Origin of the sequence: Chryseobacterium formosum (genome assembly GCF_026460885.1) — a bacterium.
In the GTDB taxonomy this organism is placed as follows: Bacteria; Bacteroidota; Bacteroidia; order Flavobacteriales; family Weeksellaceae; genus Chryseobacterium; species Chryseobacterium formosus.
Map to the genome: position 1 here is coordinate 1 of NZ_JAOVZW010000034.1, position 25838 is coordinate 25838.

The following is a 25838-nucleotide window of genomic DNA, read 5'->3' on the forward strand; positions in this document are numbered from 1 at the left end:
TGTTCCATTTGTTCCTCCGTTACATGAAATATTCGTTTGAGAAGTTGTTGCACTCATTGCTGTTGGCTGAGTTACAGTAGCACTTACTGTTCCCGTACATCCGTTGGCATCAGTAATGGTTACCGTGTAAGTTCCTGCTGCTAATCCTGTGCGGTCTTCTGTAGTGATTCCGCCTCCCCAGTTGAAAGTATAAGGCGATGTTCCTCCCGTTGGAGTTAAATTAATGGCTCCTGTTGAACCTCCGTTACATGCAATGTTTGTAACCACTGTTGTTCCTGAAACTGCTGTAGGCTGAGTTATCGTAGCAGTTGCAGTAGTAGAACATCCAAGATTATCGGTAACTGTTACTGTATAAACTCCTACACTTAATCCTGTTGCTGTTGCTGCGGTTCCACCGCTCGGTGACCATGAGTAAGTGTAAGGGGCAATTCCTCCAGATGCAGTAACAGTGGCAGTACCATTATTACCTCCATTACATGATACATTTGTTTTAGCTGTTGTTGCAGAAATAGATGAAACCGTTAATGTTGCGCTATTTGAAGTTGCCGAACCTGAAGAATTAGTTGCAACACAACGATATTGATATCCGCTCATTGTCCCTGTTGCTCCTGTTATTGTTAAAGTACTTGTTGTAACTCCCGAAAACGGTGCTCCATTGGCTAAAGCAATAAAACCACTACCTGTATTTTGGTACCATTGATAAGAAGTGGCACCTGTTGCAGTAATAGAAAACGTTGTATTTCCGCCAGAACAGATTGTTCTATTTGGTGGGTTTCCTGTGATTACGGGGTTACCACCAATAAATTGACACCCTGAATATGCTGTTGTACCTGCAGAAGCTAAAAGCGACCAGTTCCCCATAGTCATAACGGACGAACGTACTGAAGCCGCTGTAGTAGCTGGTGTTCCAGTACAGTTAAACTTTCCTGATTGAGCAACAATATTTCCTGATTGCGCCCCTGTATAAAATGCACTCGTTCCTCCAACAAGCCCGGGAGGCATTAACGAAGAATTGGGACCTGCTGGAACTCCAACATTCCATCCTGCAGTTGTAGTTCCTCCTCCTGGATAATACAGGTAGTTAATTCCTGCAATACAGTAAGCTCCGCTTCCTGTAATAACTCCGTTACCTCCCTGAAATGCAATAATCTGATCCCCAGTATTGGCTAATGAAAGACCATTGGTGGACGAACCATCAGTAAGTGTAACAGTACCATTTGTAGTTGATGTGCTGGTTACCGGGTTATAAGTGGAGGCTACAAGTCCTACTATATGTACTTCTGTTCCCATAGGAATTGCGGTACCACTTACCCAAGTAATGGCAGATTCTGATCCTCCGGCAGGTTGCCATGCTCCAGAGCCTTGATATCCCCTATCTGTAAAGCTAATAGTTGTTCCAGCCGAAATATTTGTAAGCAGAACAAAAGAAAACTTATCTCCCACTCCTGTTAAAGGAGAAGAGTCATAGCTTACGAAAGCTATATCTCCTGCTGCGAGGGTCGTTTGTGCATTGACCGCAGAACTTAACAATGACGCTCCTGCAATAAGGAACGTCTGTGTCAATGTTTTGATTTTTGAATAAAAATTTTTCATATTTAATTCATATTTAGGTTAAAGATTTACAAACCGGCTGCCTTTTTTCATGCCAAAAGCAAACAGTTTATGGCCACTCATAAATCCTTCATCTGTATAGATGATATCTAATCGAAGTTGAGTTTCATTATTACATTTTACAATAAGCCCATTGTCTTCATCCAATGTAAGAATGGTTCCAGGAAGATCAGACCGATGTGAAGCTTCATTAATTACTGTAGCTTCCACTACTCTTATATTCCAGCCATTCCATTGTGTGTATGCTCCTTTGTTCCACGGGTTGCAAGCTCTGGATAAAGCTTCGATGGTTTTAGCATCATATCTTTGCCAAGAAATGCAAACATCTGCTGCTACAGGTTTTGCAAAATATTTAGCGTTTCCTTCATCTTGCTGTGTCCCTTTAGAATTATTTTTTAATAAGATCAAAAGCTCATTAAGCAAGTTTGCTCCCAACCATGATAAGTTCGTACAAAGCACACCATGTGTCATTTTTATTGAAAGAGGTAAGATCTTTTTTAGAATAATTGCCCCTTTATCAATTTTATTTTCAATGGCATGCACAGTAATCCCAGTTTCTTTTGCACCACTTCTGATCGATTCAAAAACAGGATCTGCACCTCTCATTTCAGGCAATAATCCGTAGTGAAAATTGTAGAATTTATCTTGATGTTTATTTAAAACTGCTGCAGGTATCTTCCATGGAAACGTCATGGTGAAAATAAATTGAGCATTTGTTTTAGTGATCAATTCTTCTAATTGGGCAGAAAGATTTTCTTTTTTAATTATTAATAATGGTATTCCGGATTGTTTTGAAAGCAGTAAACAAAAATCGATGACATCTGTATTTGCTTCCGGTACTCCTAAAGCACAAAGTCGACCTTGCGAAGCTAAAGCCTGCAAAGCCGGAATCGCCATGCGATTGTTGCATAAAACTGCTATTTTGGATGCTGTCATTATGATTCTAAACATGCATAAGCATTGAGCCAAGAATTAGCTTCAATACTTTGAATGTGTTTAATATTAATATTTAAACTTTCACGTTCCGATTCTGTAACCGAGGCGACCTCAACGTCTTTCAGAAGGCAGCTTCCCGTCGTTTCATCTTTTGAAACGGTTGCATAATAAACCGAAGCTTCTGTGAATCTATTTTCAGGATTCATGTAAACCTTTCCGCGTGGCGAGTTGATTGTAATGCCATCGAAATTTTCGTTTTCAAATGCAATAAAAAGAGCAGCTTCCCATCCCAATAAAGAGAAAAGGTTGGCTTTACCATCTTTAATACCATTCATTATATTTACAAAAGTTTCATTTTCTGGTGTTTTCAAAGTTTTAGACCAAGCTACAGCAGAACTCCAGTCACTTCCCGGATATGGCATTTTCGAAAGCCAGGCTTCATCAGATGTAAAACCTGTTCCATACACCGAATGATTACTTACAAGATCATTCCCAGCTCTGAAAAAATCGTCTGCCATATCGCCACAAAACGTTGCTAAAACCGCAGTTTCTTTTTGCTGTTCAAGATATTCTGTAAGTGGGGCTAAAGTAAAATCTTCACGACGCAAAGAGGTAACATGATTAAAACCTATTGCACCTCCTTTCTCTTCAACGGCAGCCGGATAGATGTAAGACGGACGATAGCCCGCATCGTAAAAAGAACACGTAAACGCAAAATTCTTATGCCCTTCTTCAATTGCTTTATGAGTGATAACTCTTGTACACAGACCTCCCTGAAGAGATATAAAATACGCATTGGAAAGCCTTCCCTGAAAAGCAGGAAAATGATATCCACTGTCTAAAACAATTAACGTTTTGCCTGAAGATTCGAAAAGTGAGTGAATAAACTCCGCCGAAATAGGATTGATGTATCCAATAATAATATCCGCACCTTCTAAAAGGAATTGCTCACAACGTTCATAAATTTCTTCATGCTTTGCTGCAACGCCTATTCCCGCCGATACAATTTCGTGATGACCTTCCAAGCCGATATTTTTCAACGCTTGCTTAAAGCCATCCATCATATCAAAAGACATTGAAGGATAAATAACAGATCGTGGTAAAAGTAAAGCTATTTTCATTTTTTTTTCGATAAAGCCTCTAATCGAACAAACTATTAGAGGCTTTTTTATTATTAATTATGATCTTGAAGGGAAAATTCCGTATAAGCAAATGATGTAATTCATTCCTAAAAACGGTTGTTGAATACCAATAGGCTGACTTCCTCCTGCAACGCTTAAGCTAAATGCCGTTGTAATTGGTCTTAATGCTGTATCTGCTGGCTGGCTTGAATATAAACCTGGTAATGATGCAAGTGTGGCATTTGAAGGAGAGCCTGTATCACCTCCTTCAGAAAATGTTTTAATTGAAGCCGTTTCTGTACCAGAAGCATGATTGTGCATAGGCAGATTGGAAGTAAGTAAAGTCACCGTTGGCGTACCAGTTACTTCTCCAAGTGTCCAGCTATCAATTCCTACTCCAGTTCCTGTTCCCATAGCAGTTCTGCCTGCAAAATTTGGCAATGCAAATGTTGTCACTCCATTTCCTCCGTACATTGTTCCTAAAAGTGCAAAAAGTGCCTGATTTGTATTGATTGCTAATAATTGTCCCTGACAAAAAGCCCAAGATTTTGGAGCAAAATTTCCTGCGAACATTCTTATTTCTGATATTGTTCCATCCATGATGATTAGTTTTTTAGAATTAAAATTTACTTAATTATGGTCTGCTTGGATAAATTCCCTCACAGCAGATAATGTAATTGGCTGCCAAAACAGGTTGTAAAATTTCAAAAGGAATACCGCTACCTACAGCAGATAAAGCCCCAGAAGCCGTAGCCGGAGCAATATTTGTATCTGCAGGCAGAGTAGAATATGCACCTTGAAGCCCTCCCAAAATAGTTCCCGAAGGCGAACCCGTTTCTCCTCCTTCTGAAAAAGCAGGAAATGCAATAGTAGCTATTGCGTTATGAGTGTGCATCGGCATTTGTGAAGTGTCCATTGTTACATTTTCTGTACCTCCTACTTGACCCAATGTAATGTTTTGTAAACCAGCTCCCTGTCCTGTTCCTACAGCAACACGACCACGTAAATCTGGTACACCAAATGTAGTTTGCCCATTACCACCATAAGTAGTTCCTAAGATTGAAAAAAGTGTAGAGTAATTTGCTATACTGTATTCTGTTCCATCGCAGAAAAACCATCCTCTTGGAGCGAAATTTCCCGCAAACAATCGAATTTCTCCTATATAACCTTCCATAGTATTTTAGTTTTAATTATTATTTAGTTTTAAAAAGATTAAAATGACTTAAGATTAACTTCTAGATGGGAAAACTCCATACATGCAAATAATATAATTCATTCCTAGAGAAGGCTGAGTAATATTAATTGGTATGCTTCCGCCGGTAACTCCCACTTGAATATTCAAAGGAGTTGCTTTGGTACTAGAATCACTTGCCTGAGATGTATACATAGATCCCTTTGAAGCCAAAACATTATTTGTAGGAGTTGCAGAATCTCCCTCTTCCGAATATGCCGGAATCACAATATTCCCTCCCGCTGTATGAGTATGTGGCGGAAGATTCGAAATCGTAAGTGTTGTAGTATTTGTTCCGGTCATCTCCCCTAAATCATAGTAAGATAATCCAGGTCCCTGTCCTGCTCCCACCGCAGATCTTCCTGAAAGATTAGGCAAGCCGAAAGTGACTTTTCCATCTCCTCCATAAGTGGTTCCCAAAATAGAGAATAAAGCGGTGTTTGCTCTGATTGCGATTAATGCACCATTACAATACGACCAATCTCTAGGTGCAAAGTTTGCGGCAAAAAGGCGGATTTCTCCTATTGTTCCTTCCATAGTTATTGTTTTTTAAGTGAAAATGTTAAATTTTTATGTTTAGTAAAATATTAGACTTTTAATTTTCAAAAGATCACGAACATATGCCACCACTCGAAATTAATCGAGGGAAATATAACATACAAAGTGTTGATCTCACATATTGTTCTATATGAAACTAAATTATCGTGTAGATAATACTGATCTTAATTTTATCAATTAATAATCGAAGAATAAAAAAGGGGATTTTTTTAAGAATGGATTCATATTAATTTGGTTTTAGTTTGGTTTTTGTGATAATAATTAAATAAAATATTATTATTTAATTATTATCACAAATATACTATTATTGCAATTATAACAACATATAAATCAACATTATTTGAAAATTTAACAGATGATTCAAATCAAATTCTCCATATAATGATTTTATTCATTATGTTATTATGTTAAACAACTTTTGTCAAAAATAGAAATAATAATAGATTTACAACTCCGTATTTTTACTGAATTTTAGTATTTTCACCTCTTTGATCGTACTATCATAAATTAATTTATATCATATGGCAATCAGTACTTTTAAAATCATCTGTGAAAGTAATAAAATAGAATAATCACTTATACTTTATTATGAAAACAAAACTTATTATCCTAATTATTTGAATTACCACTTGCTAGATGCACAAGTGAATATTAATACCACTACTTCACATTCCTCATCAGCGCTTGATATTTATTTCAAAAGGACCCTAAAGGTCTACTGTCACCAAGAATGACGACCTCGGATAGAGTTTCAATTTTAAATTTAAAGAAATTTCATATTGAAATTTGGATGAACAAATCAACCTAAATTTCCAAAATTCTTTCTAAATCTACCGACAAATGTTGTGATATTTCTTCAGCTGAGATATGCAAAAAATGGCGCCAACTAAAGACAGTTGGTGCCATTTTATTAATTATCATTTAAACCCATATCGTCTTAGTTAATTTCTCTAAATTTTCTTTGGTTCCACTGTCTTCTAAAAATTTTTCCATCTTCGAACTTATAGAAACATGTTTCCTTTTCTTTTTCATTGGGTCTGATTAGCGTAAAGCATTCGCCTTCGGGAAGCTCAATAATTTCATGTATTGTATTTGCCGGAACAAAATGTGAAGTTCCTTCAACCCGATGATGTATTGAGGAATTATACGTTCCGTCTTCATGAATTTCATAAATCCTTTCAACATAACTTCCTTTTAGAATGTGTGTCGTGAAACTGAATGGGTGATCATGGATATGTTCATTCTGATCTTTTTCACTGAAATGATGAATAACCGCATCAAAAGGCAAACCTCTTAAATGATGTTTCATGAATACGGCATTCATTTTTTCGCGTTTGACCTTTATATTAATCATAATTTTTACATTTATTGACAGTGTAATTTGAGCTTTTAAATAGAAAATTTTGCAAGTTTTAGAATCTTAAGTTGTGAATAAGAAACTGATAATTGAAGTATTTTCACTCCTTACATCTGTTATATTTTATAAAAATAATGAAAAAATAGGAGTTAGAATTAGATGTTTTGTCTTTTATTCCTAGATTTTACAACTTCTATCCACCATATTTTTTCAATAATCAATTTTTAGATAAAAACTGCTGCAATAACCCTTTAACGAAAGTCATTGGTATCAGAATTGCAAATATCTGAATACGATCAATCCTGAAATTTATTGAAAAAAATTGCGTTACCATGATGTAAATGTTAATGCTCATAGTATTAAAAAAAACAGTAAATGAAAAATCCTCCTGAACATTTTACAGATTCCTTCTTCTCAAGATTTTCAATTTTACCTAATGTAAAATTCAGCATCGTTATTCCTGTGAAGGATGAAGAAGATTATATTTCTAAAACACTTACTGCTTTCACTTTACAAGTCGATATTTTGGGTAATCCTTTGGACTTTGATCAATTTGAAATTTTGATTCTGGCAAATAATTGTTCCGATAAGTCTGTAGCTCTTATAAAACAATTTCAAAATGATTATCCGAATCTCAATATTTATTTACAAGAAGTAATATTGTCCGCAAAGCAGGCAAATATTGGATATGTCCGTAGAAAATTAATGGAATGTGCCTACACAAGATTAAATAAAAATGGCGGAGGTCTCATTATGACAACAGATGGTGATACCACAGTAGCACCAGACTGGATCTCTCAGACGTATCGTGAAATATGTAACGGAGCAGAAGTCGTGGGAGGTAGAATCTTACTGTATGCAGATGAAATGGAAAGCTTGGATCAGTTTACCCGTTTACTACATTTAAAAGACGAAAGATACCACCTCTTAGTTGCTGAACTGGAAGGTAAAATCATCAATCAAGCTTTTGATCCTTTCCCAAGACATCATCAGCATTTTAACGGCAGTTTTGCTATAACTTCTGAATCTTATGCAAGATCGGGAGGTGTTCCCCATGTCGAACATTTGGAGGATTGTGCTTTTTTTGAAAGATTACAAGCTTTAGATATCAAAATTCGTCACAGCTATGATGTAAAAGTTCATACTTCTGCGAGATGTGTCGGGCGGACTCAAATCGGACTTTCTTATCAATTAAATGTCTGGAAAAATTTAGGAAAAAATGCTGATCACTATTTCGTCGAATCTTGCGCTTCCATCACAAAAAGGCTTACTCAAAAAAGAAGCCTCAATGATTTGTGGAAAATAAAGAATGAAATTACCGAATTTGATTTTATTGAAATCATTAACAAAAAAATTCCGGAGATTGCGGTGGACGAAGAATTGTATAATAATTTTCAAGACAGCATCTATTTTGGGGAGTGGTATGAAAAATTACTAACACTTCAACATTCAATTTATAAAGATAAAAGTCCTGAAAGCTCCCCTATTGACACTGCAATTAAAGAATTACAAATGAAGATTCAGGAATATTCTGGTCACAATTTTTCCCAGACATCAATTCTGTAATTTTCTGCTCTGTTGCTTAAAACATTGGTCATTTTTTCCTGCATTAGTTTTTCAAAACTTTGATGTACCTCATCGCCAGTCTGTGGATAATCGTGAACTTCAGGCAGCCAATGTACCAAAACAATATTCCCATTAGATTTTAACCTGTCAAACAAACTTAATACAGCTGATTTCCAGTCAGTTGGCGATAGATAATACGCTACTTCTGAAATCATAACTAAGTCGTACAGGTCATCCGGAAATTCGTTTTGAAAATTGAGCAGTTTAAAAGACACATTTTTCAAATCTATGCAGCGTTTAGCAGCAAGATCCAAAGCTTTTTGTGAAATATCTGTAGCTAAAAGATGAGTGCTTTTTTGCGCCAATAGCTGAGTGAGAACACCGATAGAACATCCGATTTCTAAAACGTTCTCATAATGATCTTTCGGCAGAGCTGCGATGGTTGTTGCATATTTTGCCGCCTCATATTCGCTAGTTTCAAAGTTCCACGGATCTTCGTTTGCATCATAGACCTCTTTGAAGTAGTCAGAATTTAAAGATTGTTTTTTGTTCATTATTTTGAGATAAAAAATGTTTCGTAAGGCACATTAAATTGATCAAGCATTTCCTGAGAAAGCTGAAATCCTTCAGGATCATCACTTATCAAATTGGTAATTTGAGAACGATGTTGTGAGATTGCTTGCTGCTTTTTATTTAGCACGCTGCTTATATTGAGTCGAAAAGGCATTGATTCTTCCTGAGTGGGCGAATCCTCTGTTTCGCCTAATTCTTGAAGCCAAATCGGGTATTCATAAATTTTTGCAATGGAAGTTTCACAAGTATTAATCAATTGAAAAGCAGATTGGTGATCAGGATGCGGATCTCTTCGCCAAGGCACAAATATACTCTGCGGCTTAATAACATTAATCATTTTAGATATAATGTTTACTGCTTCGCCAAATAGATTATCGCCGACTGAGGGCACATTTCTATCCGGATATCTGCAAAAAATAATATTTTCTTCTCTTACGCCCAGAATTCTGGCAGCATCTATTAATTCTTGTTCGCGTAAATCTCTCAGTTTTTCGGCAGGATATTCTTTGCTATTCGGGTGAGATAATGTTCCGTCGCTGAGTAATACAATATAAACGGTATGATTATATTTACGCAGAAGTGAGATGACGCCTCCACAACCCAAACTCTCATCATCTGCATGAGGAGCAACAATCACGGTTGTTCCAAAACCTGTGACACATTGTTCTGGCGCCAACGGGATATTTTCAAAATTTATTTTATTCATTTTTTTCTTTATTAAAATTCAGGTTCCAAATTTCACTTGCAGAATTTTCGGAATTTAGTACATATCCACCAACATCGCCCAACACTGCATCAGGTGCCGGTTGCCTAAGATACGTGCTAAGATCACGAATGATTCTTTCAAAATGATAAGGTTTATTTAGTCCGCGAGCACCGACACATTTTTGACAAAGATTCATAACCTCAATGCAGATTTGTTCGATTGCAGTTCGCATCATATTCGCAAAAATGATCAGGTTTTCGCCTCTGCTTTTTGTTGTTTTTTTCATGTAATGATCCATTCTCAGAGCGGCACCGTTTAACCATTGATTTCCAGATTCTACTGCGATCGCCATTTGACCTAAACGCATTTTCTGAAAAGGATCTTGAGTTCTATTTAAACTTACCAGATATTTTTTCGTTTCATCTAAAAGCTGTTCCGCTCCGCCTAACTGTACTGCCGCAAATCTAACTGCGCCACCGCTAAAGCCAGGCTGTTGGTAATATTCTCCTGCTGATCCCAATAAATTAATTTTTAAAACAGGCGTTTTAAGAAAGGTAAGTTTAAAACTCCTGCTCGATTTCATTCCCATTGGATTCCACCAGCTTGAATCACTTTTTAGATTTGCCTCATCAAGCGGAACTACACACATTTGCCAAGATCCATCCTTTTTTGCGGCGGTCACGATAGGTCGGCTAACATAGTCAGTACCTGTCGCAAAAGTTTTTGACCCATTTAAATAATAAATCCCTTTTCCTACTTTTGAAAGAAAAGTTCCATCAGAAGCCTGCGTGTTCCAGACTCCAAAAAGTTTACCGTCAAATGCATCTGATGCGAAAAGTTTTTTTTGCTTTTCATTTCCGAATTGATTGATTAAAATCTGGGCATTGATATGACCTTCTAAAACTCTTCCCATAACCAAGTTTCCTTTACCAATATTTTTTAAAATAGTTAGTAAGGCTAAATTTGTACCGGGTGTTAATCCCAGATTCTGACCTCCATACTCTTCCGGAATACTTGCCGTTAAAAGTTTTGAAGTTTTTAATTTAGCCAAAGTTTTTTCAGGAAAAGATTGTACAGAATCTGTTTCTGCAGTTTCTGAAACCGATGCTGCAGTTATAAGCTGTGAAGCAAAAACTAATTCTGACAATGTTGATTTGCTTATTTTGGCGTGTTTTTTTTTCAAATCTTTAGCTATAAATGTTATTATTTAATTTTAAACATAAAATCAAATTACGTTTGATTTATTTATTCCTTATTTATATTTTAATGCAGTTAAATTTCAAGTGACTTTAATCATCAAATTGACAAAGTCTTCCCATTCCAATTTACTTCTACCAAATATTCCTCCTTCACCAAATACAGTACGGAGAATATCCCAAAGTCTAACGTTTGAGGTATTTGGAAATTCATTTCAGCCATAAATACTTAATTGGAGATTACTCCCTGAACGTATCATAATGAAACTATTCGTTGAAGTTTATTCGTAAAAATTTGTTTCTTCTATAGATAAGGTCTAAATTTTAGATGTATCTCAAAGCTATTACAAAACATTTCGACCTGCTATGATTTAAGTCACATAATAATACCAATCGTTTTTAATCTATCGTAACGTTTTAAAAATAGAATTATCAAGCTGTTTTTTATAAATAAGACCTCTCTCACGAGAGGTCTGCAATCAAAATAATTAATAACACTTATTAAAATCTAATCGTCTTATTTTAATTATTATTTCCAAGGATCTAAAACCACTTTTACACAGCCGTCTTCTTTTTTATGGAATATTTCATATCCTTTAGCTACTTCATCCAAAGCTAAACGATGGGTAATAATATCATCTAGTTTAACCTGTCCTGTTTCCACATAATTCAGAAGTTTATCAATGATCGGATGAACAGGAGCCTGACCTGCTTTGATTGTCAGTCCTTTATCAAATAATTGCCCTACTTTGAAATTATCATAATTCATCGGATACACTCCTAATATAGAAACAAAACCACCTCTTTTGGCTCCGCTCATGCAAGCTTCTAATACTTTTACCGAACCTTTTTCAAAATTGATTACCGCTTTGGCTCTGTCAATCAGGTCTCTGTCCGGTTCAAATCCTACAGCATCGATACAAACATCTGCACCACGACCATCGGTCATATCACGAATCTGTTCTACGGTTTTTTCCGCATCTTCCCAAAGTATAGTTTCACAACCTGTGAGTTTTGAAATCTGGTCTAATCGGTATTGCTGAGTATCAATAACGATTATTTTTTTGGCATTGTGTAAAATGGCACTTTTCGCTGACATAGATCCAACAGGACCGGCTCCAAATATTGCTACTGTTTCTCCCCCTTTTAGATCTGCCCACATAACACCTGTATAACCTGTTGGGAATATATCTGTTAAAAACAAAACCTGCTCGTCAGTCATTGAATCTGAAACTTTTCTGGGTCCAAAGTTGGCATACGGTACACGAACATACTGTGCCTGTCCGCCATCGTAACCGCCATACAAATCTGTGTAGCCAAACATTCCGCCACCTTTTTCAGTTAAAATTCCACCCTCCGGACCATAATTTTGGGTATTAGAGTGTTCGCAACCCGAAGGAAGATCATGCTGACAAAAATAACATCCACCACAGGCAATCGGGAAAGGAACCACAACACGATCTCCCACTTTAAGATGGGTAATATTAGCACCCACTTCCTCAATGATTCCCATAAACTCATGTCCCATCACCATCGGACGAGCCTGTGGAATTCCACCGCTGTACATGTGCAAATCGCTTCCGCAAATTGCTGTTGAGGTTACTTTTAAAATAATATCATTAGGATCTTTGATAATCGGATCATCGACGATATCACACGTAATCTTACCCGGGGCGTGAAAAACTGCTGCTTTCATATTTTTATTCTTTGATTTGGTTAAATTTAAATTTCTAAAAGCTTATGCTTCTATTCCGTTTCTTTCTTTTTCGAATTCCCAGACTCTGTGATTGGCAATGGCATCTACAAATAAATCATCAGCATCTGAATCTTCAGAAGAAATTACTCCCGGATCATTATGCTTAACCAATGCTACATCGGTAAGATTTTTTAGGGTGTCGGTTTCAGGACCGAAATAAATCGCTTTACAATGACGGAATGCCTCATTAACGAAATCAACGGTCATATTTTTATTTCCTGGTCTGGCAAAACCCTCCGCAGATTTTGCTCCCCCACAGATGTACAATGCATCAAAACAAACACTTGATGTTGTAGAAAGAGCATGATCCGGAATATAGGCTTGTCCGTCTGCTGATTTGACAGCCGCAACTGAATCTGCGATATACTGTACAACCGCGCCCTGACCTTCCAATTTTTCGATTAAACGATAGGTAGAAACAGCGTCAAAACCATCAGTCATCATGAAACCTATCACACGGCTTTCGATGGTATCCTTCACTGTATCTGCCATGCTCAATGCTTTTGAAACCTTCGTTTTTGGTTCAATTTCTTTACTCTGAAGACTTGACGTATCTGCATCTGCAGGAATACTCTGATTAGGCTGATTTAGAACTTTTACCTCAACCCCCAATCTTGATGCCACTTCATTAGCCAAATCTTTATCAACAAAAGCAAGCTGACCAACCATTCTTTCTCTGATTGACTGAATGGTAACTTTAGACAACTCAAAAACCAATGCATTCTGTATATGTGTTTTTTCAAATGTTGACTGGCTGTTAAAAAAAAGTTTTGCCTGTGAATAATGGTCTACAAAACTTTCACTTCTTGCTCTTACTTTGTGACCTTCTACTCGCTCTTCCTGTGAGGCAAAACCTCCGTCTTTCATCATTGCCTGAAAAGGACATCCACCTCCCATCGTATTGGGTTCATAACTCACTTTTCCTGTAGGGATCTGCTGACGCATGTGACCATCACGCTGATTATTATGAACCGTAGTAATTGATCTGTTAATCGGAATTTCGTGGAAATTTGGTGATCCCAATCTTGTAAGCTGTGTATCTGTATAAGAGAATAATCTACCTTGTAAAAGCGGATCATTACTGAAATCAATTCCCGGAACAATATGACCTGGATGAAATGCTACCTGCTCAGTCTCTGCAAAGAAGTTATCCGGGTTTCTGTTTAACGTTAAAGTACCAACCAACTTAACCGGAACGACCTCTTCAGGGACCAATTTTGTAGGATCCAAAAGATCAAAATCAAAGTCATGCTCGTTTTCTTCGGGAATTAACTGTACTCCGAAATCCCATTCCGGGAAAGCACCGTTTTCGATAGCTTCCCAAAGATCACGTCTGTGGAAATCAGGATCGTTTCCTGAAATTTTCTGAGCTTCCGGCCATGCAACCGAATGCACTCCCAATCTTGGTTTAAAGTGAAATTTCACAAAATGAACTTTCCCTTCTTCATTGACAAATTTAAAAGAGTGAACCCCAAATCCTTCCATCATACGATAGCTTCTAGGAATCGCACGATCGCTCATCAACCACATAATCATGTGAGTGCTTTCGGGCATCAACGAAATAAAATCCCAAAACGTATTGTGTGCTGAAGAAGCCTGCGGAATTTCATTATCAGGTTCAGGTTTCACAGCGTGTACAAGATCCGGAAATTTAATTGCATCCTGAATAAAAAACACAGGAATATTGTTGGCTACTAAATCATAAATACCTTCCTGAGTATAAAATTTCACAGCAAAACCTCTTACATCACGAGCCAGATCTGTACTGCCTCTGCTTCCTCCTACGGTAGAAAATCTAACGAAAACAGGAGTTTCTTCGTCAACGTTATTTAAAAATTTTGCCTTTGTGTATTCTGAAAGGCTTTTATTTAATTTAAAAACACCATGCGCCCCAGACCCTCTTGCATGAACGACTCTTTCAGGAATTCTTTCATGGTCAAAATGGGTTATTTTTTCTCTCAGGATAAAATCTTCAAGTAAAGACGGGCCACGCTCGCCGGATTTTAAAGAATCCTGATTGTTATTGATTTTTAAACCTTGATTAGTGGTCAGCATTTCCTCTGAATTGTCTGTAGTGGCATTCTTAAGCTGATCAACTTTTTCGTTTAAATGTTCATTTTTCATAATAATTTTAATAAGTGGTTTGTACTATATTTTGTTTTGATTGTGTATTGATATTGTACACAATATTGATTAGGGATTTTCATTATGTGGCATATCTACCGGTTTTGATTCTGGTGAGCCTTTCTGTCTGAGCCATATCGATAAAATAACGATGGAGAAAACTGCCAAAAACTCGCTTTGCCAATTCTGCAAAGATTCAAACCAAAATCTAGAATTCTGTAGGTAAGTTTCCCATGATACTAGTGGTTTGTCTTTCATTAGCTGTTCGCTGTTAAATTCTTTAAGGCTTCCGTAAAAATGAAGAACGAAACTGAGAACAAACAGAATAAAAAACGCAATAGACAATGAGTTTTTATAAACCTTTAAAATAAAACCTCCCCTCTTTACAGGCCATGGTGCATTTTCATGAGGCATAGGATAACGATCGACCTCATCCTTTCCTTCTAATGGTTTAGATTCACTCGATCCTTTTTGGCGAAGTGACACCGTGAGCAATATGTACAGCATCATTTGTAGAAATTCGCTTTCCCAATTTTCAAATGTAGCCTGAATAAAATGACCGCTTGAGACGTAGCTGATTAAGTTTACAGTAGGTTTCCCGTTTTCTGTCAATTCCGAATTGAGCGTACTCCATCCAGTAAAGAATTGACCCGCCCAACAAACCAGCATCATTGTTAACAAAGCAATGCTTAACCCGTTTCGATAAAAAAAGGAATGCTTTTTCATTTTAATCTTCTTGAGATGGTTTTTGCATTTCACCCATTCTGTGGGCTGCCATACTTTCGGTGCTCAGGTTGCTCATAGCGACTGTCAGTTTATTTTTTAATCCTGAGATAATTTTATCATCTCCATTCATCATGGCTTTATAGCCATCTTTAGCTACCTCTTCTGCAGAAGAAAAGTTTTCCCAATCTTCCATGATATTACTATCATTCATCAAAGCCTTATTGAAAAAATCTGTTGAGGTAGGTCCGGGAAGTAATGCGGTAATAGTGATCCCCGAATCTTTCAATTCTTCGCGTATTGCTTCAGACCATGATAAAATAAAAGCTTTTGTGCCGTGATATACAGAATGCCAAGGTCCGGGTGCGGTGCTTGCAATTGAAGCTAAATTCAAGACTTTTCCCAAACCTTTACCGGCTCTGTCTTTTAAAAATAGCTTAGTTAAAATAACGACTGATGTTATATTCAGGTTAATAATATCTATCTCACGGTTCAGATCAGTCTGCTGAAATTTCCCATAAAATCCCTGCCCTGCATCATTGATGAGAATTGAAGGACTGATGTTGTTCACTTTCAATTCGGCATATAAAGAATACACATCATCCTGATAAAATAAGTTTTTATTAAAAATTGATATTTTGACCCCGTACGATTTTAATTCTTCTGCAGTTTTATTAAGGGTTTCCTGATTACGACCCACAATCACCAAATTATATCCGTCATTCGCTAAGAGTTTTGCCAACTCAAATCCTATTCCGCTGGTTGCCCCTGTAACCAAAGCGTATTCGTTATTCTTACTCATAATGCTTAAATTTTATTAGTAATAATTCAGTATTGCTTCTATTTATCTTTTACTGTTCCAGCTGAATTCTCTTGTTTTTTTTCAGATGAACCTGTAGACGAAGCGTCTTGCGAGGGAGCATTTTGAGTGGAAGCATTCTGCGATGCAGTACTTAAACTATCAGTTGTCAATCCGGAAGAATTATTAGTCGGCATAGTGCTTTTTTGCTGAGCAGATACAGAATCTGCATCATTTGAAGTCTCCTTAGATACATCTTTTTTGCAACTGATCGTGGTAAAAATCAAAACGATTGCTGTAGTGATAATTAATTTCATATTTATTTCTTTGATGGTTTATTTCAAAGTTATCACTGTATCCGAACGTATAGTATGACTTAGGTCATAGCAGTAAAACTAAAACAGTTTTAAATTTATAATCCGTCACAAAGAATAAAATATGTTTGTTTATAAATCTTTTAGAGGCATAATTCTTGTGACTTCATCCTACACACTACAAAAAATTATTATGGAAAATAAAAAAACAGTATCTGTTCTCAACGATCTGTTGCAGATTACCAATGATCGAATTGAAGGATTTGGAAAAGTAGAAGGCAAAGTCTGGGAAAAATATCCTGACACCAAAGCAGAGTACGACCGAATGATCTCGCAATCTAAAATGATGAAAAACGAACTCATTAATCTCATTAACGAAAAAGGCGGAAACCCACACGATTCTACATCCGTTGCAGGATCATTACACAGAACCTGGATCGACATTAAAAATTCCTTTACAATTGGCAACATCGAAGAATCAACCTTATCTAATGTTGTTTTTTGGGAAAAAGCAGCAATGGAAGCTTATGAAAATGCTTTAAATAGCGGTGATCTTTGCCAAAAAAGCTCTGATGTGTTAACAGAACAACTTCATAGTTTGAAAATATCACACGAGCAGTTTAAAAAAATCGAAGAATATAAAAACAATTAATAAGCAACTTATTTATTTAAAAAAAATATATAACAAATCAAAATATATAACAATGGAGAATGACATCGCAGGACAACCAGATCAAAAAACTCAAAACTTACAACCAACTCTTCAAGATCCTACAACGAAACATCCAAAACCACCTTTTGAAAGACAGTTTCAGCCTTTTCCCGGACTGGTAAGTAAAATGATTCCAGTACCAGATCATGGAGAAAAATCTTATAAAGGTTCAGGAAGACTACAAGGAAGAAAAGCGCTTATTACAGGAGGAGATTCGGGAATCGGAAGAGCTGCTGCCATTGCTTACGCAAGAGAAGGTGCAGATGTAGCAATTAATTATCTACCTGATGAAGAATCAGATGCACAGGAAGTAGTAAAACTTATTGAGGAAGCAGGAAGAAAAGCCATTGCTATTCCGGGAGACTTGCGTGACGAATCTTTTTGTAAAAAATTGATACTAAAAGCAGTTGAAGAATTGGGAGGTCTAGATATACTGGTTAATAATGCAGGTCATCAAAAAACACACGAAACTATTCTTGATATTAGTACAGAAGAGTTTGACCGAACTATGAAAACCAATATTTATGCTCCGTTCTGGCTTATAAAGGCAGCGTTACCATACCTGAAACCTGGTTCTTCAATCATTGGATTATCATCTGTACAGGCCTATGATCCTTCAGAAGATTTATATGATTATGCGCAGACAAAAGCAGCAACGACTAGTTATGTTAAATCACTGGCAAAACAATTAGGTCCAAAAGGAATCCGTGTGAATGGTGTAGCTCCCGGACCGGTATGGACCGCTTTGGAAATCAGTGGTGGACAGACCCAGGAAAATATCGAAAAATTCGGAGGAGATACTCCTTTGGGAAGACCAGGACAACCTGCTGAGCTCGCATCGATCTTTGTACAGCTGGCTGATAACGACGGTAGTTTTGCAAGTGGTCAGATTTATGGTTCTGCGGGAGGAAGCGGACAACCTTAATATTTTTAATAATTAGTAGGTGATACTGTGAGTGATGGAACGTATTATGCACGACCGCAACAAAAAATGATCTGGCATCCGTCTTATTTGCCAGAGCATGAGCCATCTTACTTCCTAAAAGAATGGGACGTAATGATAAGCCTGTCGCAGGAAGTAATTAAAAAAAACTATGACAGTAGGTTATTTTCTTTTTTAGGGCTTTGGTTACAAAATTTATTTAAGGTAAAATAAAATAATATACGATTATTTGAATGATTAAAGGCAAAACATCGATGTGTTTTGCCTTTAATTTTACATTGTTGAAGTAATCAATAGAAAATTTTTCCATTAATAATCTTTACTATAAGATCTCTTTCCATCCTTTTAAATACTCTTATTACAGTTTCTACACGCAAAGCCGTTAAAGAAGCTATTTCTAAACGGGTATAAGGAATTTGATATGAAAAAGCCTCTGTTATTTTGTGATACTGCTTTAAACAATCCATTACACAAAGAACTTTATGATAAGGATTTGAAGATGACAGATTGTTTAGCATCACGTATCGATAATACATTCTTTCGGAGGTATACTGATAAAGTTTAAATAATATATCCTTATCATTTTGAATCAATTTCAAAAACTTTGAAATAACTACCCTAATAATAACTACATCTGTCATAGCAACCGCATTTACAGGATAGGTTACATCTGAAAAAATAAATGTTTCGCCTATACAATGTCCTGTTGACGGAAAACTGTGAATAAACTCTTTTCCTTCCTGATGATAATTATTTATTTTGACATCTCCGGTATGTATTTGATAATAAAACTTAGGGGTTTCCAATTCTCTAAATATAAAATCATTTTTCTTAAAATTCAATAATTCTCCTCCGTTACGAAAGAGTAAATCTTCATCGACTAACATGCTTTAAAAAATTTTAAAAAAGTATCAAAATCATGTAAAAACATTATACAGAAAAAGATATAAAATCATATTTTATATCACCTTTTAGTGTAATATTTTACATTATCCAAAGATAGTTTTATAAGACATTTCATCCGTATGACCTCAATCATACTACTTTATTACAAAAGGTAAGACATTTACTTTCAAAAAGATATTGGTATAGATTTCGTACATATTTATTTATGACTAAAATATCTATACTTTATTGAAATTAGAATTAAATATCGATATTTTGAAATATCTCTTACTAAATATAAAAATCAAAAGTTTTTGATTAGTGAATTTTTATAGCAATTTTTCATTTATCAAAAAACTCTTTATAGTTATTCTTAATCTAATCACACCAACTTATATACTAATCACAAAAATCATTATTATGAATCGAGACGGAAACACAACTAGTTTTTGGCAGTCGACCACTAATCCGGGCAACCCTCAAAATACAAAAGAAAATAGTTCCAAACATTTTGACACAATTATTGTGGGAGCCGGAATAACAGGAATTACTTTGGCGAAAGAACTTCAAAACAGAGGACAAAAATGTCTTATTCTTGAAAAAGAAAATATTGGCTTCGGAACTACAGGTGGAACGACTGCCCATATCAACAACTTTTTCGATTCTTCGTATGATGAAGTGATCTCTGATTTCGGTGAATCCAGAGCAAAAACATTGGCGAGCGCAGCAAAGGAAACCATAAAATATATTAAATCTAACATCATAAAGTATCATATTTCTTGTGAGTACAATGAGTGCAGTTCATTTCTTTTCAGTGCAGAAGAAAAACAAAATAATCAACTTGAAAAAATTTTTGATGCTCACGAGAAAGTCGGTATTGAAACTGTAAAGGTGCACAGTATTCCTTTCTCACTACCGTTTGAGAATGCGATCGAAATTAAGGGACAGGCACAATTTCATCCTTTAAGATATATTAACAAACTGATCAAAGAATTTGAAAAAGAAGGCGGAATAATACTGACAGAAACTCAAGTGACAGGTTTTGAAAATAAAGACGGAAAAGTAAAAGTTTCGACCAAGGATGATTTAAATTTTTCTTCTGATAACATTGTTTGGGCAACCCATATTCCGCCAGGGAACAATCGTTTCAGTGTATTACTTGCACCTTACAGGAGTTATGCTTTGACAGCAAAATTAGAAAATCCTGTGGCACAAATGGCTCAGGCAGCAGATTTGTATGACCCTTACCATTATGTAAGATATCATAAATCGAATGATGACTACTATATTATAGTTGGAGGTTTTGATCACATGACAGGCGATGAGGAAGATACCGAAAAGCATTTCACAGACTTGGTAGCGTACGCTGACGAACACTTTAAATACAAGAATATTGAGGCAAAATGGTCTTCTCAATATTATGTTCCTGCTGATGGTTTGGCCTACATTGGTCAAATGCCCGGAGAAAATAACATTTATATATCAACAGGTTACAATGGAAACGGAATGACTTTCGGATCGATGGCATCTTTGATTATTCCTGATTTAATGGAAGGTAAAACAACCCCGCTCTCCGATTTACTTTCACCCGGAAGAATAAAGCCTATGGCAAGTGCTCGGAATGTACTATCAGAAGTGTTTAATGCAACAACTCATTTTGTAAAAGATAAATTTTCTGCTGAAAAAATAAAAGATTTAGATACATTAATTGTAGGAGAAGGAAAAGTCATCAAACACGATGGAGAAACAATTGCAGCATATCGTGATCTGAAATCAAAACTTCATTTATTGAGTCCGGTTTGTCCACACACAGGTTGTAATGTTGTCTGGAACCCTTCGGAAATTACCTGGGATTGCCCGTGTCACGGTTCTCGTTTCAGTATCGATGGAGGTTTATTAAATGGTCCTGCCTTATCTGATCTTAAAAAAATAGATCAGGAATAATTAAAATTTTAATAAATAAGTAGAAGCCTTCTGAAAATGAAGGCTTTTACTTTTAAATGAAAAATTGATGGAATTAATCCGTTGCTAAAATTGTATTCAGTCGTTTGTTAAAATCATTAATAGCTTGTAAACTTTCTTTATCTGCTTCACGATTTAAAGAAATCGGATCAAAAATATCCCAAATTCCACTGTGATGCCATTCATTTAAATCATCCCAATCCGGTCGGTCGATAACAGGGTAAAAACAGCAACCCCAAAGCGAAATTCCAGTTTCTAAAACTGATAAACATTCTGTGGTAACAGAACGAATCCACTTTGAGCGGTCTTCACCAGGATGACTTGTTTCTGAAATTACAATAGGTCTTTCGTATCTGGCAAAAACAGTTTCAATTAAAGAATGAAGACTACGAAACAACGGATGAGGCGGTTCTTCTGCCCAAGGTAAAAATTCATGAGTCTCATTAATCCACTGATTATTGTAATAATAATTAACCCCAATAATATCAAGATATTCAGGTTTCCCTCTGAGTTCCGGACACATCGCTCCTGAGAGAATATCATGAACCTGAAACTGCTCAAAATGTTTTTCTTCAGCAAATAAAAATGATTCAACATCGAGTTCGTTGTTGGTGACAATGCTTATCAGCGGCTCAGTGATCATTATTCTAACGGTAATATCAATGTCTTTCATCATTTCAATTCCTTCAATATAGGCTTTCATTAAAGCATATTTCACTTCCCAACCCTGCCCGATGCAATAAGGTGAAGTTCCTCTGACATCACCTCCTAACCATGAAATAAAACTGACTTCATTAATTGGAGTGACAATTAAATCACCTTTAGGAACTAAACTCCTGTATTTAATTACAAATTCACGACACAAATGACTGAATCTTCTCGAAAACATCGGGTGAAGAGGTGTAAGATCATCAGGAAAACCAAAATGGCAAATATCCCAAACTATCTGAATATTTTTAGCCTGAGAAAATTTGATGATCCGCTCTACTTCTGTCCAGTCATATTGATAGGGAGAAATTTCAACTTTGCTCCATCGAATTCCTTCGCGGATGGTTTTCATTCCCAATTGATGTACCCGATCATAATCTTCTTCCAAATAAAGATCATGTCCCGAAACTTGATATAAATCGATTCTGTTTCCGAACGCATTTTGCTGATCTGCACATTCAAATCCGCCCATCAGAAAACTGTTGAACGGATTGACATTTAGTGACAGAGGGTCATTGCTGAACATACGCTTCCCTGCTTTTTAACTTTTTGAAAAGAGCTAACGACTGTGCGACAACTTGATCCATATTATAATATTTATACGTCCCCAAACGACCAGTGAAAAACACATCAGGATGATCCTCTGAAAGCTTTTTGTATTGATTGTAAATCTCCTGATTCTGTTTCCTCGGAATCGGATAATACGGATCTCCTTCTGCAGTCGGATATTCATAAACGAGGGTTGTTTTATCGTTTTTTTGCCCAGTTAAAAATTTAAATTCAGTAATTCTTGTGTATAAATTTGAAGTCGGATAATTGACTGTTCCCGTTGCCTGATAATTTTCCTGATTCAAGGTTTCAAATTTAAAATCGATGGAACGGTAAGGTAATTTTCCGTAGCAATAATCAAAATAAGAATCTATAGGGCCTGTATAAATCAATGTTTTAAACGGAATCACCTCCACAATATCTTTGTAATCGGTCTGAAGCATGATGCTGATATTTTTGTGAGACAGCATTTTTTTAAACATTTCTGTGTAACCATTTTTCGGCATTGCCTGAAAAGTGTCTGTGAAATAACGGTCGTCTTTGTTGGTTCTTGTGGGAACACGAGCAGTTACGGAAGCATCCAATTCTGAAGGATCAAGATCCCACTGTTTTTTGGTGTAGCCTTTGAAAAATTTCTCGTACAATTCTTTTCCGACAACGTTTAAAACAACATCTTCAGACGTCAAAATAGGACTTCTCTTTTCGGCTTTTGAAGCTAAAAAATCGGTGACTTCGTCTGACGTCAGATTTTTACCATACAATTCATTGATCGTGGTCAGATTGATCGGAATCGGAACCAATAAACCATCAACACTTCCTAAAACACGATGCTCGTAAGGTCGCCAATCGGTAAATTTCCCTAAATATTTAAATACATCTTCAGAATTGGTGTGAAAAATGTGCGGTCCATATTTATGAATCAAAATTCCTTCTTCGTTATAATAATCAAAAGCATTTCCTGCAATATGATCTCTTTTGTCTACAATTAAAATCTTCTTTCCCTCTGCAGCTAAACGTTCTGCTAAAACTGCTCCGGCAAAACCGCATCCTACTATTAAATAATCATACATGATTGATCTGTTTTTTTGTATTTGTAACTTCTACTTGATTCATTTTTATTTCATTGATGAGCGAATTCATTTTAGAGAATGTATTGTCCCAGGAATCATTTTCGAGAAAATGATCAACCGTTCTCAACCAATGGTCTCTTTCTGTGTCTGCAAATATATCTTCGGCAGCTGAAATGAATGATTCTGAATCGTCGATAATCTGCACCAAACCGGCATTCCCATAAGGATATACAACGTCTTTGATAGCGGTAGAAATCACAGGTTTTCCTGCTGCCAGATATTCCGGAGTCTTGGTAGGACTGATGAATTCTGTAGATTCATTCAAAGCAAATAAAATCAAGGCAATATCCCAATTCGCAATATACAATGGCAATTCCGTATACGTTTTTGGACCTAAATAATGAATATTTGGCGCCTGTGGCAAATCATCCGGACTGATTTTTACGATCGGACCAATGATCACAAACTGCCAATCGGGACGTTGGGCAGAAACATCTCGGAGAAGTTCAATATCAAACCTTTCATCAACAACCCCGAAAAATCCCAATCTTGGATACCCAATTGATTTTTGATCTTGCGGTTCCTGCTGAACATCTCTTGCTTTTCCAAAATGTGCTTTATCAATACTGCTTGGCATTGCATGAATGTTGTGGTGCCGGTTTTTCTTTGCCTGATAAAGAGAATTTCCGCCTGTGAAAACAACATCAGCTTTCTTAAAAAGCTCTTCTTCTAATTCTAAAAGCTGTGGCGGAGCAAATCTAAATGCAGACAACTCATCCATAGAATCGTAAATCACCTTTTCAGGATTCAGATGATCTGTAAACTGAAGCGCCATCGGAGTATAATACCAATTGACATAATTTTTGATATCATATTCTTTCAAAAGTTGATCGATCAGATTTCTGATCTTTCCATTCATAGCTTCATCATGTCTTGTAATCAACAATTCTACAATGTACACCCCATCCTGCACATTAACAATATACCTGTCAGAATCACCAATCTTCGGTTCTTCAAAATAAAATACCTGATAATGTTTGGAAAAACGTGTTAATAAATGTTGTGGTCGTTGATAAACAAAGTTCCATGATAAGTGACTGAAACATAATAAGTATTTCATTTTTTGATGTATTTAATTATGAACAATTTAGTCAAACAAACAATTAATTGTTATGACTATAATCACATTGATAAAATCATCATATTATCAAAAATTTTGATATGATTTTAGTGCAATATATTCAACACTAAACAATTATATTATGGATTAGAAATCTGACGCAAGAAAAATAACTATAAGATCTAATGAATATACGCAAGCTAAGCTTCTACAGAGTTAACTAAACTTAAAAAAATGCAACCGAAAGCCTCAAAAAATTTTTAGTAAAAAGTAGAACATTCCTAAATAGCATTTTACGGAAGACTCACAGACATTTTGGTGGCTGTTGGTCGATCAAAAAGCAATGACATAAAAAAGTAATAGCAACAAAAAAAAAGAACGGACAGTTATTGACTGTCCGTTCTTTTTTAATAATTATATTCTGCATTTCTAAAACAGATCGTTAATTATTTGTCTAACCATGCGGACATATATTCGCGATTCATTCTTGCAATATTATCCAATGAAATATGTTTTGGACATTCTACTTCACAAGCGCCAATGACAGAACAATTTCCAAAACCTTCGTCATCCATTGCTTTAACCATGTTTAGAACTCTGCGTTTTGCTTCTACTTTTCCCTGAGGAAGCAATGCTAGATGAGAAACTTTTGCTCCAACAAAGAGCATTGCAGCACCGTTCGGGCAACAGGCTACACACGCTCCGCCACTGATACAGGCTGCAGCATCCATCGCTTTATCGGCATCTTCTTTATCAACTAAAATTGAATTGGCATCTAATGTGTTTCCAGAAGTATTAACTGAAATAAAACCTCCTGCAGCCATAATTCTGTCAAATGAGCTCCGGTCTACAATCAAATCTTTGATTACCGGAAAAGCTGTACTTCTGAATGGTTCTATTACAATAGTTTGGCCATCATGAAACATTCTCATGTGAAGCTGGCAGGTCGCAATTCCCGTATCCGGTCCGTGAGCTCGGCCGTTGATATATAGTGAGCACATCCCACAAATGCCTTCACGACAATCATGATCAAATGCTATCGGTTCCAGATTTTGGTCAATTAGATTTGCATTCAGCATATCCATCATTTCAAGAAAAGATGATTCTGTAGAAACATCAGATATCTTATAGATCTCAAAACGTCCCTTAGTGCGGTTATTTTTCTGTCTCCAGATCTTTAGCGTTAAATTTAGATTTTGCTTTGTATTCATAATAATGGATTTGTAATGGATAATGCTTTGCCAGTATTAGAGATAAAGCTACAATATCATCAATCGCATTACTATGAGGATAGTCATATTGTTTTGAACTTTTAATA

At 36.1% G+C, this 25838-nt stretch carries 23 protein-coding genes and 1 pseudogene; 4 read left to right on the forward strand and 20 right to left on the reverse strand.

The annotated features are described in order from the left end of the window. The 7 genes and pseudogenes from OF897_RS21035 to OF897_RS21065 form a co-directional block, all read right to left on the reverse strand. Positions 1 to 1593 (reverse strand): annotated as a pseudogene (locus tag OF897_RS21035) (hypothetical protein); the annotation flags it as partial. 18 nt (positions 1594 to 1611) lie between these two features. Next, positions 1612 to 2562 (reverse strand): formyltransferase family protein, encoded by a 951-nt coding sequence (locus tag OF897_RS21040; RefSeq protein WP_267267634.1) that lies wholly within the window; start codon positions 2560 to 2562, stop codon positions 1612 to 1614. After that, positions 2547 to 3668, reverse strand: a complete 1122-nt coding sequence (locus tag OF897_RS21045) for an ABC transporter substrate-binding protein (RefSeq protein ID WP_267267635.1) — start codon at positions 3666 to 3668, stop codon at positions 2547 to 2549. Before OF897_RS21045 ends, OF897_RS21040 begins: the two co-directional genes overlap by 16 nt. 57 nt (positions 3669 to 3725) lie before the next feature. Next, positions 3726 to 4268, reverse strand: coding sequence for a phage tail protein (locus OF897_RS21050; RefSeq protein WP_267267636.1), 543 nt, complete (start codon positions 4266 to 4268; stop codon positions 3726 to 3728). Between the two features lie 34 nt (positions 4269 to 4302). Beyond that, entirely contained in the window at positions 4303 to 4842 is a 540-nt protein-coding gene (locus OF897_RS21055; RefSeq protein ID WP_267267637.1) for a phage tail protein, read from the reverse strand. 54 nt (positions 4843 to 4896) lie between these two features. Next, positions 4897 to 5436 (reverse strand): phage tail protein, encoded by a 540-nt coding sequence (locus OF897_RS21060; RefSeq protein ID WP_267267638.1) that lies wholly within the window; start codon positions 5434 to 5436, stop codon positions 4897 to 4899. A gap of 958 nt (positions 5437 to 6394) precedes the next feature. Beyond that, positions 6395 to 6781, reverse strand: a complete 387-nt coding sequence (locus tag OF897_RS21065; protein WP_267267639.1) for a hypothetical protein — start codon at positions 6779 to 6781, stop codon at positions 6395 to 6397. 408 nt (positions 6782 to 7189) lie between these two features. Between OF897_RS21065 and OF897_RS21070 the strand changes: the two genes are divergently transcribed. Further along, positions 7190 to 8380, forward strand: coding sequence for a glycosyltransferase (locus OF897_RS21070; RefSeq protein ID WP_267267640.1), 1191 nt, complete (start codon positions 7190 to 7192; stop codon positions 8378 to 8380). On the opposite strand, the gene OF897_RS21075 is transcribed toward OF897_RS21070, so the two are convergent. The 8 genes from OF897_RS21075 to OF897_RS21110 all read right to left on the reverse strand — a co-directional run bounded on the left by OF897_RS21075 (position 8350) and on the right by OF897_RS21110 (position 16574). Beyond that, on the reverse strand, positions 8350 to 8934 hold the full coding sequence (locus tag OF897_RS21075) for a class I SAM-dependent DNA methyltransferase (protein WP_267267641.1): 585 nt from the start codon (positions 8932 to 8934) through the stop codon (positions 8350 to 8352). The genes OF897_RS21070 and OF897_RS21075 overlap by 31 nt on opposite strands. Next, positions 8934 to 9659 carry a PIG-L deacetylase family protein gene (locus tag OF897_RS21080; RefSeq protein ID WP_267267642.1) on the reverse strand — a complete coding sequence of 242 codons (726 nt, stop codon included), beginning with the start codon at positions 9657 to 9659 and terminating at the stop codon, positions 8934 to 8936. The genes OF897_RS21075 and OF897_RS21080 overlap by 1 nt, the downstream gene beginning before the upstream one ends. Further along, positions 9652 to 10806 carry an acyl-CoA dehydrogenase family protein gene (locus OF897_RS21085; RefSeq protein ID WP_267267643.1) on the reverse strand — a complete coding sequence of 385 codons (1155 nt, stop codon included), beginning with the start codon at positions 10804 to 10806 and terminating at the stop codon, positions 9652 to 9654. Before OF897_RS21085 ends, OF897_RS21080 begins: the two co-directional genes overlap by 8 nt. Before the next feature lie 578 nt (positions 10807 to 11384). Beyond that, complete coding sequence (locus OF897_RS21090; RefSeq protein ID WP_267267644.1) at positions 11385 to 12551, reverse strand: zinc-dependent alcohol dehydrogenase; 1167 nt, start codon at positions 12549 to 12551, stop codon at positions 11385 to 11387. Between the two features lie 42 nt (positions 12552 to 12593). After that, a complete protein-coding gene (locus OF897_RS21095) occupies positions 12594 to 14735 on the reverse strand; it encodes a catalase (RefSeq protein ID WP_267267645.1) in 2142 nt (713 codons plus the stop codon). 69 nt (positions 14736 to 14804) lie between these two features. Further along, positions 14805 to 15461, reverse strand: coding sequence for a DUF6766 family protein (locus OF897_RS21100; protein ID WP_267267646.1), 657 nt, complete (start codon positions 15459 to 15461; stop codon positions 14805 to 14807). 1 nt (position 15462) lies between these two features. Continuing rightward, positions 15463 to 16260 (reverse strand): SDR family NAD(P)-dependent oxidoreductase, encoded by a 798-nt coding sequence (locus OF897_RS21105; RefSeq protein ID WP_267267647.1) that lies wholly within the window; start codon positions 16258 to 16260, stop codon positions 15463 to 15465. Positions 16261 to 16298: 38 nt separating this feature from the next. Continuing rightward, the gene (locus OF897_RS21110; RefSeq protein WP_267267648.1) at positions 16299 to 16574 is read right to left on the reverse strand and encodes a hypothetical protein; all 276 of its coding nucleotides are present in this window, start codon (positions 16572 to 16574) and stop codon (positions 16299 to 16301) included. A 190-nt stretch (positions 16575 to 16764) separates the two neighbouring features. Here OF897_RS21110 and OF897_RS21115 point away from each other — a divergent pair, with 190 nt between their 5' ends. Both OF897_RS21115 and OF897_RS21120 read left to right on the forward strand, forming a co-directional pair. Continuing rightward, positions 16765 to 17223, forward strand: a complete 459-nt coding sequence (locus tag OF897_RS21115) for a PA2169 family four-helix-bundle protein (RefSeq protein ID WP_267267649.1) — start codon at positions 16765 to 16767, stop codon at positions 17221 to 17223. A gap of 52 nt (positions 17224 to 17275) precedes the next feature. Then, on the forward strand, positions 17276 to 18208 hold the full coding sequence (locus tag OF897_RS21120; protein WP_267267650.1) for an SDR family oxidoreductase: 933 nt from the start codon (positions 17276 to 17278) through the stop codon (positions 18206 to 18208). A gap of 308 nt (positions 18209 to 18516) precedes the next feature. Here the strand turns inward: OF897_RS21120 and OF897_RS21125 are convergent, their stop codons facing one another. Continuing rightward, positions 18517 to 19113: a Crp/Fnr family transcriptional regulator gene (locus OF897_RS21125; RefSeq protein ID WP_267267651.1), complete on the reverse strand. Its 597-nt coding sequence runs from the start codon at positions 19111 to 19113 to the stop codon at positions 18517 to 18519. A gap of 418 nt (positions 19114 to 19531) precedes the next feature. Between OF897_RS21125 and OF897_RS21130 the strand changes: the two genes are divergently transcribed. After that, positions 19532 to 21055, forward strand: a complete 1524-nt coding sequence (locus OF897_RS21130) for an FAD-dependent oxidoreductase (RefSeq protein WP_267267652.1) — start codon at positions 19532 to 19534, stop codon at positions 21053 to 21055. A gap of 73 nt (positions 21056 to 21128) precedes the next feature. Here the strand turns inward: OF897_RS21130 and OF897_RS21135 are convergent, their stop codons facing one another. From OF897_RS21135 to OF897_RS21150, 4 genes are all read right to left on the reverse strand, one after another. After that, complete coding sequence (locus tag OF897_RS21135) at positions 21129 to 22307, reverse strand: hypothetical protein (RefSeq protein ID WP_267267653.1); 1179 nt, start codon at positions 22305 to 22307, stop codon at positions 21129 to 21131. Continuing rightward, complete coding sequence (glf, locus tag OF897_RS21140) at positions 22294 to 23400, reverse strand: UDP-galactopyranose mutase (protein WP_267267654.1); 1107 nt, start codon at positions 23398 to 23400, stop codon at positions 22294 to 22296. Before glf ends, OF897_RS21135 begins: the two co-directional genes overlap by 14 nt. Beyond that, the gene (locus OF897_RS21145; RefSeq protein ID WP_267267655.1) at positions 23393 to 24520 is read right to left on the reverse strand and encodes a glycosyltransferase; all 1128 of its coding nucleotides are present in this window, start codon (positions 24518 to 24520) and stop codon (positions 23393 to 23395) included. Before OF897_RS21145 ends, glf begins: the two co-directional genes overlap by 8 nt. A gap of 446 nt (positions 24521 to 24966) precedes the next feature. Next, positions 24967 to 25731: a succinate dehydrogenase/fumarate reductase iron-sulfur subunit gene (locus tag OF897_RS21150; RefSeq protein ID WP_267267656.1), complete on the reverse strand. Its 765-nt coding sequence runs from the start codon at positions 25729 to 25731 to the stop codon at positions 24967 to 24969. Positions 25732 to 25838 lie beyond the last annotated feature (107 nt).